Source organism: Streptomyces sp. enrichment culture, from assembly GCF_964272895.1.
Classification (GTDB): Bacteria; Actinomycetota; Actinomycetes; order Streptomycetales; family Streptomycetaceae; genus Streptomyces.
Genome location: NZ_OZ186832.1, coordinates 1,180,001 through 1,194,925, shown reverse-complemented (window position 1 = coordinate 1,194,925; position 14,925 = coordinate 1,180,001). Strand labels below are relative to the sequence as shown.

Genomic DNA, 14,925 nt, shown 5'->3' with positions numbered 1-14,925 from the left:
TCAGCTCGTTCAGAAGGCTGCGTTGTAGATGAGGCCGGCGAGCGCCCCTCCGATCAGCGGGCCGACGACCGGAACCCAGGCGTAACCCCAGTCGGAGGTGCCCTTGTTCGGAATCGGCAGGAAGCTGTGCACGATGCGCGGACCGAGGTCGCGCGCGGGGTTGATGGCGTAACCGGTCGGCCCGCCCAGCGACAGACCGATGCCCACGACCAGCAGCGACACGATCAGCACCAGGGTGCCCGACTCGCCGAGCCCCTTCGTCAGCCCGAAGGCGAGGATCGGCAGCACCAGACCGATGGTCGCGATGATCTCGGTGACCAGGTTGGCGACCGGGTTCCGGATCTCCGGGATGGTGGAGAAGATCCCGAGCGTCGGGGTCGGCTCGTCCACCGTGCCCTCCGTGGTGCCCTGCTGGCGGACGTTGGCCTGGAACTGCGCGAAGTACACCAGGTACGCGAGAACGGCGCCCAGCATGGCGCCGACCATCTGACCCAGCACGTAGACCCACACCTGGTCCCAGTCACCCGTGTCCATCGCGATACCCAGCGTGACGGCCGGGTTGAGATGCCCGCCGGACAGCGGCGCGGCGGTATAGGCACCCGCCAGCACGGCGAATCCCCAGCCGAACGCGATCACCACCCACCCCGAGGACCGTGCCTTGGAGAATCTGAGGGTGACGGCGGCGCACACACCGGCACCGAACAGGATCAGGATCGCGGTGCCGATGATCTCCCCGACGAAAATGTCTCCGTTGCTCATGGCGGCTCCTAGACGCTAGGCCCCTCGTCCCAGGGTGCATCGACCCCGGTGGGTGTGCAGGGCGCGCTTGTTGGGTCCCGTGGCTCTCCTGGCGCAACCAGCCGGTGGCAGGGAGGGTCCCGCGCCCCGCCCGGCGTCCATGACGAGCGTGCCGTGGCAGCCGAATCGCCCGTGGGGGAGTGGGCCTTGCCGCGCTCAGGCCCGTGGCGCGTGCCGGATTACGCCGAGAATGTACGGCGATGTCGACTGACACCGGGAAGTGTTCACCGGCGCTCACAGGGCGTCAAGGTCGCCGACATCAAAGGACCGGCCCGATTCGAACCGGCCACCGCGGACACCGCGCTCGCGACGAGGACCGGCTCCCGAGCGCCTCGCCGTCTGATGTGCGAGGGCCCGGCGATACGGTTCTGCAGCGCGCGTCAGCCGGTGGGCACCGGTGCCCGGCGGGTCCGGGAGACCTTCCGCCCGCCTGCCGACGGATGCCGGCGACGCACAGAATCGGCCAGTCCACGACGGGGCCGCTCGGCGCCGACGGGAGCCGCCCCGCCTCGGAGGCCCAGCCGCAGGCGAGGTGCGCCGCCCGCGTCGTCTCAGCGGCTCGGCCCCAGGCGACGCGAGCCGCCCTGCCTCGGAGGCTCGGCCGCAGGCGCTCGGCCCTAGGCTAGGGGAGCCGCCCCCGCCTCGGAGGCTCGGCCCGAGTGCCCGTGGGCCGCCGGCGTCATTTCACGGCTCGCCCCAGGCGGCGCACCCCGCCCCGCCCTGCCTCAGTGTCTCGCCCCAGGTGGCGCACCCCGCCCCACCCCGCCCTGCCTCAGTGGCTCGCCCCAGGCGACGCGCCCCGCCCTGGTCCCCCGCCTCAGAAGCTCGGCAGCTCGGCCCAGCCGACCGCACCCCCGCCTCACCCCAGCGGCTCGGCCACCACGGCCCCCGTCTGGCCGGCCGTAGGGGCCGCACCGCGCCGTACCTCGGGGTCTTCGGGCCTGCCCGCCCGCCCCAGCACCCAGCTCGCGCCGGTGAGGGCCTTGGCGGCCTTCTTCAGCGGCGCCAGACAGGCGGCGGCCTGCCGGTGATCCCGTACGCTTCCCGGCGCGCACACCACCGTGGCCAGCGACAGTGTGACGGGCCGCCCGCCCGCCGACCACGGAGCGTCCAGCACGGCTGCCGCCAGCGCGTCCAGCCCCTCGGGGTCGGCGAGGACCAGGAAGTCGTCCCCGCCGATGTGCCCCACCCGCGTGCTGCCGGACGCGGCGTGCTGCAGCGCATGTCCCACGGACCGGATGAGTTCGTCGCCCGCCGCGAAGCCGGCCCCGTCGTTGACCTGCTTGAAGTGGTCCACGTCCAGCCAGCTCAGCGCGAACGCCCGCCCGTCCGCGATCCGCCGGTCGACCTCACCGGTGATCGCGTCCGAGCCCGGCAGCCTGGTCAGCGGGTTGAGCCCGGCCGCCTCCTCGACCCGCGACTCGGCCAGGGCCCGCACCAGATCCGCCAGCCGTACGACACCCACACAGCGCCCGTACCGGTCCACCACGGCGACGTCGTCCGACGTACGGTCCCGCCCGCCGTCGGCCACCACGTCCAGCACCTCCCACGCGGTGGCGTCCACACCCACCGTCCGCGGTGCGTCACCGAGCCGGGCGGCGGGCCGGTCGGCGTACAGGGCGTGCCCGTAGCGCCCCGACATCGACAGCAGGAAGCGGGACCGGTGCACGGAACGCACCGGGACCCCTTCCCGGTCCACCAGGAGCACCCCGGAGACCTCCGGCGAGCCGGTCAGCAGCGCGCGCACCTGACCGGCGGACGCGGTGTCCGGCAGCAGCGCGGCGGGACGCACGAACTCCCGTACCGACGGCCCGGGCCGTGGCCCCGCGGCGGCGACGGACGGACGCGGCGGAACGTACACCTCCGCGGCCGGCAGCCGGGCCGGCGGCGCGAACAGCTCGCCCTGACCGAGCTGGGCACCGGCCTCCACAGCCGCCCGGTACTGGGACTCGGTCTCCACGCCCTCCACCGACAGCAGGGCGCCGAGCTCGTCGCACAGCGTGCGCATGGCCCGTACCGCGGGCGGCCGGGTCAGCAGCGACGCGTCCAGTTTGACCAGGTCGGGCGCCATGTTGTCGAGCATCCGAAGGGGCAGGTCGCCGTCCCCGACACCGTCCGCGCTGACCCGGAAGCCCGCACCCCGCAGCGCCGCCAGGCCCTCCAGCAGCGCCTGCTGCGGCACATGCGTGAACGGCGGCCCGACATCGACCGTCACCTCCCAGGGCAGCCGGCCCACCTGGCGCACCGCCTCGCGCAGCGGCCCGAGCCCGCCCAGGTCGGCGATGCTGCCCGCGAACACGTTGAGGTGCAGCGGCAGCAACGTCTCCTTGCGCGCCGCCGCGCGGAGCGCCAGCACGGCCAGTCGGCAGTCCAACTCGGGGTCCCGACGGGCCTCGGCCAGGATGTCTCCCGCCTCCGGGCGGGCGAGGACCTCCAGCGCCGCGATCCCCGCGGTCGTCAGATTGACCACCGGCTGGAAGGCGAAGCGGAGAGTATCCGTCCAGGAGTGCACGGGAGCATGATGGCGCCGCCCGCACACCCCCAGGCCCAGTTCACGAGACGTTCACGCAGCATTCCTGCCCGCTCACTCAGAGTGCACATCGCCGACGGGAACAGCCGTACGACCCCGAGGCCCGCTCTCGACGGACGCGCTACCGTCGCGAGGCCGCACCCCGACCGCCACCGCCTCCCGACTGCCAGCGCGCCCCCACCGCCACCGCGCCTCACCGCACCGCGACCACCGCCGAACCGTGCCCGAAGAGCCCCTGGTTGGCCGCGAGCCCGACCCGCGCCCTGTCCACCTGCCGGTCCCCGGCCGCGCCCCTCAACTGCCAGGTGAGCTCGCACACCTGGGCGATCGCCTGGGCCGGCACCGCCTCGCCGAAGGACGCAAGGCCGCCGCTCGCGTTCACCGGTATGTGTCCGCCAGGAGCGGTGGCGCCCTCCCTGAGCAGCTTCGCCCCTTCGCCCTCGCCGCACAGCCCGAGATCCTCGTACCACTGCAACTCCAGAGCGGTCGACAGGTCGTAGACCTCCGCGAGCGACAGGTCCTCGGGACCGGCACCCGCCTCCTCGTAGGCCGCGCGGGCGATCGAGGCGCGGAAGGTCTCCGGCGCCGGTTCCACGGCCGCGGCGGAGTCGGTCGCGAAGTCGGGAAGGTCCAGCACGGTGTTGGGATAGCGCGGCGTCACCGTGGACACCGCCCGGATGCGCACCGGCTCCTTGACGCCTCGTCGGCGAGCGAAGTCCACGCTCGACAGGACCAGCGCCGCACCGCCGTCGGAGGTGGCGCAGATGTCCAGCAGCCGCAGGGGATCGGCGACCACCGCCGAGGCGGCCACCTCCTCCTTGGTGACGCGTGTGCGGTAGCGGGCGTACGGATTGAGCGCCCCCGCCGCGGAGTTCTTGACCTTGACCCGCGCGAAGTCCTCCTCCGTGTCCCCGTACACCGCCATCCGCCGCCGCGCGTAGAGCCCGAAGTAGACGGGGTTGGTCGCGCCGAGCACCCGAAACCGCAGCCAGTCGGGATCGTCCGGCCGGTCCCCGCCCGCCGGCCGGAAGAAGCCCTTGGGCGCGGAGTCGGCGCCCACCACCAGCACCACGTCGGCGAGCCCGGAGAGGATCTGCGCCCGCGCGGTGTTCACCGCCTGGGCCCCCGAGGCGCACGCCGCGTACACGCTCGTCACCCGGGCGCCCTGCCACCCGAGCGCCTTGGCGAAGGCCGCCCCGGCCACATGGCCCGGATAGCCCCCGCGCACGGTGCCGGCGCCGACCACGGACCCGATGTCCCGCCACTCCATCCCGGCGTCGGCGAGCGCCGCGCGGGCGGCCACCGCCCCGTACGCGACGAAGCCACGTCCCCACTTCCCCCAGGGGTGCATGCCCACCCCCAGCACCGCCACATCCGTCATGTCCGCACCCCCGTCGGCCGCCAGTGCCATGTCGTCCGGACCGTCTCGGCGTCCTCGTGCAGCACGCCGCCGACGACCTCCACCTCCATGCCCACCGCCAGATCGGCGACGGTGACACCGGGTGCGGCCTGCCCCAGCACCACCATCCGCTCCGATTCCAGCTCCGCAGCGATCAACGCGTACGGCACCCAGGGAAGTTCCGGATTCGTCACATAGGGTGACGGTGGCCGGTATCGCGTGTCCGTGTACGACCAGATCCGGCCGCGCCGGGACAGCGGCACCTCCTTCAGGTCACCCCCCGCGCACCCCGGATTACGGCAGTGCGTGTCCTCCCGGGGGAAGAACACGGACAGGCAGGCGGAGCAGCGCGTGCCGAGCAGACGAAACGAATCGCCCTCACCGGTGAACCACCCCTCGACGACAGGAATACGTGTACGCGTCAACGTCCCTCCCTGGCAGCAGATCTGATGGACCGTCAGAAGTGTGCCACGGGCAACCATAAAAGTGCAGGCCATCAGGGGTGAACCAACCGCGCCTCCCCGGCGTCGTCGTATCGGGAGGGACGGACGAGGCCCACGGGGGTGGCCCCGACCGTCCCTCCCCCCGAGCCCCCATCGCGGCCGGACCGCTTCCCCGGAGGGCCCCGCTCCTGATAGACGCAGGAGACATGACACGACTCCTCGCCGCAGTACGCGTCACCACCGCATTCCGCGGGATCGTCACCGCGCTGGCCGCCCTCACGGCCATGACCGCCGCACCCCCGAGCGCCCGGGCCGCGACCGAACCCCAGGCCCCCGCCGACTTCGTGTCCCTGCGAAGCGTGGACCGGACGATCATCCAGGAGATGCGCTACTTCACCCCGCACAACTTCGTCGGCGAGCGCATCGACGGCTACCGCCAGCCCCTGTGCCTCCTCACCCGCCCCGCCGCCGAAGCCCTTCACACGGCACAGCGGCAACTGCTGCGCCAGGGATACAGCCTCAAGGTCTACGACTGCTACCGCCCCCAGCGCGCGGTCGACCACTTCGTCCGCTGGGCCGAGGACCTCGACGACGAGGCCATGAAGGCCGAGTTCTACCCGAACGTGGACAAGAGCCGCCTGTTCACCGACGGCTACATCGCTGAGAAGTCGGGCCACAGCCGCGGCTCCACCGTCGACCTCACCCTGGTGAGACTCCCGGCGAAGCCCACCCGGCCCTACCACCCGGGCGAACCCCTCGTGCCCTGCTACGCGCCCCAGAGCGAACGCTTCCCCGACAATTCCGTCGACATGGGAACCGGCTTCGACTGCTTCGACACCCTCAGCCACACCCTCGACCCCCGCATCCAGGGCGAACAGCGCGCCAACCGGCTGCGGCTCAAGAACACCCTGGAGAAGCTCGGCTTCGTCAACCTCGCCGAGGAATGGTGGCACTACACCTACAAGCCCGAGCCCTACCCCGACACCTACTTCGACTTCCCCGTCTCCGCCGGATCGCTCACCCACCACCGCTGAACCTTCCGATGCGGCCGCCCTCTCCGTGATCGGATACAGTCCGCGACGTGTCCGAGAACCAGACCTCCACCCCCAACTCCGCGCCGGGCTCCCACTGTTCGAGCTGCGGATCGCCCTACGGAGAGGGCATCTCCGGCTGGCCCCGCACCTGCCCCGCCTGCGGCACCGTGGCCTACCGCAACCCGCTGCCCGTCGCGGTGGCGCTCCAGCCCGTCTACGACACCAAGGGCACCGCCCTGGTCGTCGTCACCCGTGACGTACCTCCCGCGCGCGGGGGCATCGCCCTGCCCGGCGGCTACATCGACGACCGCGAGGACTGGCGGCAGGCCCTCGTACGGGAGCTCAAGGAGGAGACCGGCATCGACGCGGCGAGCCGCGACGTGCGCCTCGCGGACGCCATGAGCTCGGCCGACGGGCACCTGCTGCTGTTCGGCATCCTCCCGGAGCGCCCCGCCGACCGCCTGCCCCCGTCCGCCCCCACCGACGAGACGGAAGGCTGGCACCTGCTGCGCAGGCCCGAGGAACTCGCCTTCCCCCTCCACACCCTGGCCGTACGCGCCTGGTTCGAGGGCCGCTACGTCTGATCCCCGCAGGACCCGACCCGAGGGCCGCTACACCCGACCCTCGCCGTCGGCGACACCACGCAAACGCACCGGGTGAGGCGGCGCACCGACGCCGTCCTCACCCTCGCGCCGCACCACCACCCGCCGCCCCTCCCAGCGGCTGACATAGCGCTCGATCTCCGGCTCCTGCCACCCCTCACCGGAATCCGGCACGACCAGCCCGCCGCCCGTCCGGCCCCGGGCCGGCGCCCACACCTCCAGTTCCAGCCCTCCGTCGGCGCCCCGCACCGGAATCACGGCACCCGCGCGCGCGAGCACCGGAATCCGCGACAAGGGCGCGTCCACCAGCACCTGCCCCGGCCCCTGGTACGCCCGACCCGTCGCCGTGTCGTACCAGCGCCCCCGCGGCAGCTGCACCGCACGCCGGTCCGTCCCCGGGTCCAGCACCGGCGCCACCAGCAGACAGTCACCGAGCAGGAACGCGTCCTCGCAGTCCCGCAGCACCCGGTCCTCCGGCGCGCCCCACCACAGCGGCCGCACATAGGGCGCCCCGGTACGCCGGGCCAGATGCGCCAGCGTCAGGAAGTACGGCAGCAGCCGCCGCCGCTCGACGAGCGCCACGCGCGCGTGCTCCAACACCTCGGGCCCGAACTCCCAGGGCTCCCGGCGCCCCGCCCGCAGACTCGCATGGGTGCGGAACAGCGGCAGATACGCCGCCATCTGGAACCAACGAAGAAACAGCTCCGGCGACGGACTGCCGTCGAAACCACCCACGTCCGGCCCCGAATACGGCACCCCGCACAGACCCAGCCCCATCACCAGCGACAGCGACGCCCGCAGCCCCGGCCACCCCGTGGCCACATCGCCCGACCACGTCCCGCCGTACCGCTGCATGCCCGCCCACCCCGAGCGCGAGAAGACGAACGGCCGCTGCTCGGGCGCCAGCTCGCGCAACCCCTCGTAACCCGCTCTGGCCATGCCCAGCGCGTACACGTTGTGCGCCTCGCGGTGGTCACCGCCCCGTCCCTCCAGGGAATGCCGGGCCGAACGCGGCAACGTCGACTCACCGAACGCCGTGAACGACGTCGGCTCGTTCATGTCATGCCAGAAACCCGAGAAACCCAGCGCCAGCCGCTCCTCGTACCAGCGCCCCCACCACGCGCGCACGCGCGCGTGTGTGAAGTCGGGGAACACCGAGTCCCCGGGCCATCCCAGCCCGCGCACCACCCGGCCCGAGGCGTCCCTGACGAACACGTCCTCGGCCGTACCGCTGTCGTACACGGCGTTCCCCGCGGAGGCCTTCACCGCCGGATCGACGATCGACACCAGCCGGACCCCGTCCCGGCGCAGCTCCTCGGCCAGCCCGGACAGCTTGGGAAAACGCTCCTCGTCGACCGTGAACACCTGGTGCTCGTCGAAGTGATCGATGTCCAGATGCACGGCGTCGAGCGGAAGCCCCCGCTCCTGATAGCCGGCGACGATCCGCCGCACCTCCTGCTCACTGCCGAAACCCCACCGCGCGTGATGGTGTCCGAGCGCCCAGGCGGGCGGCAGCGCCGCCGCACCGGTCAGCGACGCCCAGGCCAGCAGCACGCGCGCGGGCGTGCCCACCATCACCCAGCAGCGCAGCGGGCCGCCCTCCATCCGCAGCTCGCACGCCCCCGCGCGGTCATGGCCCGAACCGGCGCCCTCCTCGCCCTCCCGCAGGGTCACCGTGCCGTCCCACGACGTGTCATGGAAGACCAGATGCGTCGCCGCGTCCGCCACCACCATCTGCACCGGCATCGTGATGTACAGCGGATCGTCCCCGGGCCCGAAGGCGAAGCCCGGATCGGTGTTCCACAGCCGGTAGACACCGTCCCGCAGCCGCGGACCCGAAGCCCGTCCGCCCAGCCCGAAGAACCGGGCGTCCGCGGGCACCCGCGACCGCTGCAACCACCGCGCGGGACCCCCGCCCACCGGCTCCCACCAGCGAGGCGGCAGATCGCGGCGCAGCATCACGCCACCCGGCGTCTGCACCTCGACCGCCCCGTGGCGCGAGACGGCCACCGTCATCCGCTCCGCCACCACCCGCCAGCCGCCGTCCTTGTCCGGCTCCAGCACCGCCCGGGGATCCGGTTCCGGACACCGCCCGGCCAGCGCGTACGACGGCTCCGGACCGGCCCCGTCCCAGCCCCAGAACACCGCCCCGTGCACGGTCACCATGATCCGCAGCTCCGCACGGCCGAACCGGATCACCCCACCACCGGGCCCCGGCTCCGCCTCCCGCAGCGGACCGGGCACCCGCGCGCGTTCGGCACCCCGCGGCGGCAGCCCGGCAGCGTCGGCACGCCGCCGGCGCCACGCCGCCCCCACGGCGCGCAACCCCTGCGCAAACCCGAGAGAGCCGACCGCCTTCACCGAACGCACCAGGTCACGACCGTCCATGCCGCTCACCCTGCCACTGACAGGCCCCCGCGCGCGTGTCGTTCAACTGCCGTTCACCCGTGCCGGGACCACACCTTCACGACACGGACTATGTGGGGTGGCCCCTGGTGCGGAAGTCGATCACGTGGCATCGTCCGTGTCATCCGCGTCACGCGCACACCCCGCTCGTGCGCGGCCGACGCACACCACGCGCACAGTCCGGGAGCCGCCCCATGTCGACCGAGAACCCTCAGCCCCTCTGGCAGCCCGATCCCGAACGCATCGCCGACGCGCGGATCACCAAGTTCCAGACCTGGGCCGCCGACCACCACGGAGCACCCGCCGAAGGCGGCTACCCCGCACTGCACCGCTGGTCCGTCGACGAACCGGAGGCATTCTGGGAGGCCGTCACCCAGTGGTTCGACGTCCGCTTCACCACCCCCTACACGCGCGTGCTCGCCGACCGCTCCATGCCCGGCGCCCAATGGTTCCCCGGCGCCACCCTCAACTACGCCGAACACGCCCTGCGCGCGGCCGCGACCCGCGCCGACGAAGCCGCCCTCCTGTACGTCGACGAGACGCACGAGACACGCCCCGTCACCTGGGCGGAACTGCGCCGGCAGGTCGGCTCCCTGGCCGCCGAACTGCGCGCCCTGGGCGTCCGGCCCGGCGACCGCGTCAGCGGATACCTCCCGAACATCCCGGAAGCCGTCGTCGCCCTCCTCGCCACCGCCGCGGTCGGCGGAGTCTGGACCTCCTGCGCACCCGACTTCGGCGCCCGCAGCGTCCTGGACCGCTTCCAGCAGGTCGAACCGGTCGTCCTGTTCACCGTCGACGGCTACCGCTACGGCGGCAAGGAACACGACCGCCGCGACACCGTCGCCGAACTGCGCCGCGAGCTCCCCACCCTGCGCGCCGTCGTCCACATCCCGCTGCTCGGCACCGAAGCACCCGAGGGCACCCTCGACTGGTCCGCCCTCACCACCGCCGACACCGCACCCGAATTCGAACAGGTCCCCTTCGACCACCCGCTCTGGGTCCTCTACTCCTCCGGCACCACCGGACTGCCCAAGGCCATCGTCCAGTCCCAGGGCGGCATCCTCGTCGAACACCTCAAGCAACTCGGCCTGCACTGCGACCTCGGCCCCGAGGACCGCTTCTTCTGGTACACCTCGACCGGCTGGATGATGTGGAACTTCCTCGTCTCCGGCCTGCTCACCGGCACCACCGTCGTCCTCTACGACGGCAGCCCCGGATACCCCGACACCGGCGCCCAGTGGCGCGTCGCCGAACGCACGCGCGCCACCCTCTACGGCACCTCGGCCGCGTACGTCATGGCCTGCCGCAAGGCCGGCGTGCACCCCTCGCGCGACTACGACCTCTCCACGGTCCGCTGCGTCGCGACCACCGGCTCCCCGCTCCCGCCCGACGGCTTCCGCTGGCTGCACGACGAGGTCCGCGACGACCTCTGGATCGCCTCCGTCAGCGGCGGCACCGACGTCTGCTCCTGCTTCGCCGGAGCCGTCCCCACCCTCCCCGTCTACATCGGCGAGCTCCAGGCCCCCGGCCTCGGCACCGACCTGCAGTCCTGGGACCCCAGCGGCAAGCCCCTCATCGACGAGGTCGGCGAGCTCGTCGTCACCAACCCGATGCCGTCGATGCCGATCCACTTCTGGAACGACCCCGACGGCAGCCGCTACCACGACAGCTACTTCGACACCTACCCCGGCGTCTGGCGCCACGGCGACTGGATCACCGTCACCTCCCGAGGCTCCGTCGTCATCCACGGACGCTCCGACTCCACCCTCAACCGCCAGGGCGTACGGATGGGATCCGCCGACATCTACGAGGCCGTGGAACGCCTGCCCGAGATCAAGGAATCCCTCGTCATCGGCGTGGAACAACCCGACGGCGGCTACTGGATGCCCCTCTTCGTCCACCTCGCCCCCGGCGCCGCCCTCGACGACGCCCTGCTGAACCGCATCAAGCAGACCATCCGCGAGCAGCTGTCCCCCCGCCACGTCCCCGACGAGGTCATCGAGGTCCCCGGCATCCCGCACACCCTGACCGGCAAGCGCATCGAGGTCCCGGTCAAGCGCCTGCTCCAGGGAACCCCCCTCGCCAAGGCCGTCAACCCCGGCTCGATCGACAACCTCGACCTTCTCCGCTTCTACGAGGACCTCGCCCGCAAGCGCGCCTGACCCGACCGCGGCGACCGGTCACCCGGCCGCGGACCGTCACCGACGGATCCGCGGCCACCCCCACGCACCCCCCGCTGACCTGCGAAGACCCCCGGCCAGGCCCCCGTTGTCAGTGGCGGCGGTTACTGTGAGTGAGCATTGATCAACCGCACGGGGGTAAGCAATGGCGCACACCGACCACCAGACCCTGCGACGCGTCCTGCGCCGCGAGATCGCCGGCACCATCGGCCTGCTGGCCGACGAACAGGACTTCCGCGCGATGCGGCGCTACCGCAGCTTCACCTTCCACGACCACGCCCACTACCTCCACGAGGTGGAGGCCCTCCTGCGCACCCGCGCCGCCCAGGGCGGCCACACGACCGTGGCGCTCTTCGACCCGCAGGAGTACGCCGACTACTGCGCCGAGACCGGCCTCGATCCCGACAAGGCATCCAGCCGCGCCCGCTTCACCGCGCACCTCGCCGCCACCGGACCAGCCCTCCCCTACGAGGGCCAGCCCCTCAGCGACCTGCTCCCCGCCCTCGTCGACGAAGCCGTACGCCAGGCGACCTGGGAGTACGCCACCATGCTGCTGGCCGGCCTCGGCACCTGCGCCTCCTGCGGCGAGGACCTCGGACGGGCCGCCCTCACCCGCGCCTCCGACCTCCTCCTCCGCATCCTCGACACCGCACCGGCCGGCCACCACCACCTCGTCTGCAGCGTCACGACCACACCCGAAGCCCTCGTCTCCGTCCTGCACGCGGAGCAGACCCAGCCCGGCGGGCTCGACCTCGACGAAGCGGAAGCCCTTGAGTTCACCACCGTCCTGGCGCTCGGCCTCGCCACCCACCGCCCCGGCGGACTGGTCATGCGGACCACGGCCCCCGGCCACCCCGATCAGATCTACGGCTGGCGCCTGCGCGGCGACACCCTCGAACCGCTGACCGCCGGCGAGGTCTTCGACGCCTACTGCACCGACGCCGAATCCGGCGAGCTCATCTCACCGGAGTCCAACGTCGACTACCGCGAGCCACCGGACCTCGGGGAACGGGGAGCCACACCGGACAGCCACGGCCACTGAACGCCCGAGGGGCGCCCCACCCATGGATGGAGCGCCCCTCGACGACAACCGGCGACACCGGCGGCCGATGAACCGCCGTCACTCGCCGGACAGCACCGCCTGCGCGGCGGTCCGCGCCTCCTCGGCGCTGTCCGCCGCCCGAGCCGCCGCCGCGGCCCGCTCGCACTGGGCGAGCGTGTACTTCGCCAGCGTGGCGCGCACGTAAGGAATCGACGCCGCGCCCATGGACAGGGAGGTGACACCCAGACCGGTCAGCACACACGCCAGCAGCGGATCGGACGCGGCCTCACCGCAGACACCGCAGCTCTTGCCCTCGGCCTTCGCTGCCTCCGCGGACAGCGCGACAAGATCCAGCAGCGCCGGCTGCCACGGGTCCTGCAGCCGCGACACCGCGCCCACCTGACGGTCGGCGGCGAAGGTGTACTGGGCGAGATCATTGGTGCCCAGCGACAGGAACTCCACCTCCTGAAGGATGGAGCGCGCCCGCAGCGCCGCCGACGGGATCTCGACCATCGCACCGAACTTCGCCCGCAGCCCGGCCTCACGGCACGCGTCCGCGAACGCCTTGGCGTCGATACGGTCCGCCACCATCGGGGCCATGACCTCAAGGTAGACCGGCAGCCCCTCCGCGGCCTTCGCCAGCGCCGTCAGCTGGGTCCGCAGCACCTCGGGGTGGTCGAGCAGCGTCCGCAGACCACGCACGCCCAGCGCCGGGTTCGGCTCGTCGGCGGGCGTCAGGAAGTCGAGCGGCTTGTCGGCGCCCGCGTCCAGCACACGCACGACCACGCGACCCTCGGGGAAGGCTTCGAGCACCTTGCGGTATGCCTCGACCTGCTTCTCCTCGGACGGCGCGTTCTTGTTGTCGTCCAGGAAGAGGAACTCGGTACGGAACAGACCCACACCCTCGGCACCGGCCTCCACCGCGGCGGCCACGTCCGCCGGGCCGCCGATGTTGGCCAGCAGCGGCATCTTGTGCCCGTCGGCGGTGGCGCCCGGACCCGTCGACGCGGCCAGCGCGGCCTTGCGCTCGGCGGCCGCGGCCTCCAGCTGAGCCTTCTTCTCCTCGCTCGGGTCCACGAAGATCTCACCGGTGCTGCCGTCCACCGCGATCACGGTGCCCTCGGCCAGCTCACCCGCACCCGGCAGCGCCACCACGGCGGGCACCCCGAGCGCACGGGCCAGGATCGCGCTGTGGCTGGTCGGCCCGCCCTCCTCGGTCACGAAGCCGAGAACCAGAGTCGGGTCCAGCAGCGCCGTGTCCGCCGGCGCCAGATCACGCGCCACGAGCACATACGGCTCGTCGCTGTCCGGCACACCCGGCATGGGCACGCCGAGCAGCCGCGCGACGATACGGTTCCGCACGTCGTCGAGGTCGGCGACGCGTCCGGCGAGGTACTCACCCGCGCCGGCCAGCAGCTCGCGGTACGCGGCGAAGGCGTCGTAGACAGCCCGCTCGGCGGTGCTGCCGACGGCGATCCTGCGATCCACGTCCGCCATGAGCTCGGGGTCCTGGGCCATCATGGCCTGCGCCTCGAGCACCGCCTGGGCTTCGCCCCCCGCCAGATTGCCGCGCGCCATCAGGTCGGCCGCCACAGCTTCCACGGCCTTGCGGGCACGCCCCTGTTCGCGCTCCGCGTCCTCCGCCGGGATCTGCTTGGCCGGCGGCTCCAGAACCGCCGTGCCCATGTGCCGAACCTCGCCGATCGCCACACCGTGGCTCACGCCGACGCCTCGCAGCGTTGTCTCCATCTCACCCGTCTCCGATAGTGCGGCGGGTCCCGCCGCCGCGGTGGTTGTCCTGCCTGCCGTCATGACGACGGCGCCTGTGTCACTTCCAGAGGAAGAGACTGTCGCCCGCCTTGACGTCGCCGTCCTCGCGGAGATCGGAGAGAGCCTCGGCCGTGGCCTCCAGCGCAACGATCGGGCAGACCGGGGACTTGCCGGCGGCCTCCACGGCGGCGGGGTCCCAGCGCACGACCCCCTGGCCGCGCGTCACGGAGTCCCCCTTGTTCACCAGGAGCTCGAAGCCCTCACCGTTCAGCTGCACCGTGTCGATGCCGAGGTGGACCAGCACACCGTGCCCCTCGCCGTCGACGACCACGAAGGCGTGGGGGTGCAGGGAGACGATGACCCCGTCGACGGGAGCGACAGCCTCGGAGGGCTCCCGGACGGGGTCGATGGCGGTGCCCGGGCCGACCATGGCCCCGGAGAAGACGGGATCCGGCACGGCCGCGAGCCCGATGGCGCGTCCTGCGAGAGGGGACGTCACGGTGGTCATGGGAAGCCTCCCAGGGGTGGAGTCTGCATACGCGTCGTCACTGCCTGTCCATGACGCGCGTTGTTCAGCAGCGTATGTCATATGAAGTCCCGGTTCCGCATGAGAGGTCCCGGTCCAGAGGTCTAGACCACCAGCTTAATGGATTTGCGCGGGCTTCGCGGCCCCGTGTACAGTCGTTCTCCTGCCGGGGGCTGAGTGACGCGTCCAAGCGTC

General features: G+C 72.3%; 11 protein-coding genes. 4 read left to right on the top strand and 7 right to left on the bottom strand.

Annotation, left to right across the window (positions count from 1 at the left end; genetic code table 11):
* Window positions 1-9 precede the first annotated feature (9 nt).
* The 4 genes from ACSU6M_RS05385 to ACSU6M_RS05370 form a co-directional block, all read right to left on the bottom strand.
* Window positions 10-759, bottom strand: coding sequence for an MIP/aquaporin family protein (locus ACSU6M_RS05385; protein WP_437067511.1), 750 nt, complete (start codon window positions 757-759; stop codon window positions 10-12).
* A gap of 898 nt (window positions 760-1,657) precedes the next feature.
* A complete protein-coding gene (locus tag ACSU6M_RS05380; RefSeq protein WP_437067509.1) occupies window positions 1,658-3,310 on the bottom strand; it encodes an EAL domain-containing protein in 1,653 nt (550 codons plus the stop codon).
* Window positions 3,311-3,521: 211 nt separating this feature from the next.
* Window positions 3,522-4,709, bottom strand: a complete 1,188-nt coding sequence (locus ACSU6M_RS05375; RefSeq protein ID WP_437067508.1) for a lipid-transfer protein — start codon at window positions 4,707-4,709, stop codon at window positions 3,522-3,524.
* Entirely contained in the window at window positions 4,706-5,152 is a 447-nt protein-coding gene (locus tag ACSU6M_RS05370) for a Zn-ribbon domain-containing OB-fold protein (protein WP_437067506.1), read from the bottom strand. The genes ACSU6M_RS05375 and ACSU6M_RS05370 overlap by 4 nt, the downstream gene beginning before the upstream one ends.
* A 224-nt stretch (window positions 5,153-5,376) precedes the next feature.
* Between ACSU6M_RS05370 and ACSU6M_RS05365 the strand changes: the two genes are divergently transcribed.
* Window positions 5,377-6,204: a M15 family metallopeptidase gene (locus ACSU6M_RS05365; RefSeq protein ID WP_437067505.1), complete on the top strand. Its 828-nt coding sequence runs from the start codon at window positions 5,377-5,379 to the stop codon at window positions 6,202-6,204.
* A 47-nt stretch (window positions 6,205-6,251) separates the two neighbouring features.
* On the top strand, window positions 6,252-6,788 hold the full coding sequence (locus tag ACSU6M_RS05360) for an NUDIX domain-containing protein (RefSeq protein ID WP_437067504.1): 537 nt from the start codon (window positions 6,252-6,254) through the stop codon (window positions 6,786-6,788).
* Between the two features lie 27 nt (window positions 6,789-6,815).
* On the opposite strand, the gene ACSU6M_RS05355 is transcribed toward ACSU6M_RS05360, so the two are convergent.
* Window positions 6,816-9,194, bottom strand: a complete 2,379-nt coding sequence (locus tag ACSU6M_RS05355) for a glycoside hydrolase family 31 protein (RefSeq protein ID WP_437067502.1) — start codon at window positions 9,192-9,194, stop codon at window positions 6,816-6,818.
* A gap of 212 nt (window positions 9,195-9,406) precedes the next feature.
* Between ACSU6M_RS05355 and ACSU6M_RS05350 the strand changes: the two genes are divergently transcribed.
* Together ACSU6M_RS05350 and ACSU6M_RS05345 are read left to right on the top strand one after the other, a co-directional pair.
* Window positions 9,407-11,374, top strand: coding sequence for an acetoacetate--CoA ligase (locus ACSU6M_RS05350; RefSeq protein ID WP_437067501.1), 1,968 nt, complete (start codon window positions 9,407-9,409; stop codon window positions 11,372-11,374).
* Between the two features lie 163 nt (window positions 11,375-11,537).
* On the top strand, window positions 11,538-12,434 hold the full coding sequence (locus tag ACSU6M_RS05345; protein ID WP_437067499.1) for a hypothetical protein: 897 nt from the start codon (window positions 11,538-11,540) through the stop codon (window positions 12,432-12,434).
* A gap of 78 nt (window positions 12,435-12,512) precedes the next feature.
* On the opposite strand, the gene ptsP is transcribed toward ACSU6M_RS05345, so the two are convergent.
* Together ptsP and ACSU6M_RS05335 are read right to left on the bottom strand one after the other, a co-directional pair.
* Complete coding sequence (gene ptsP, locus ACSU6M_RS05340; RefSeq protein WP_437067497.1) at window positions 12,513-14,183, bottom strand: phosphoenolpyruvate--protein phosphotransferase; 1,671 nt, start codon at window positions 14,181-14,183, stop codon at window positions 12,513-12,515.
* A 79-nt stretch (window positions 14,184-14,262) separates the two neighbouring features.
* Window positions 14,263-14,712 carry a PTS sugar transporter subunit IIA gene (locus ACSU6M_RS05335; protein WP_437067495.1) on the bottom strand — a complete coding sequence of 150 codons (450 nt, stop codon included), beginning with the start codon at window positions 14,710-14,712 and terminating at the stop codon, window positions 14,263-14,265.
* Between the last annotated feature and the right edge of the window lie 213 nt (window positions 14,713-14,925).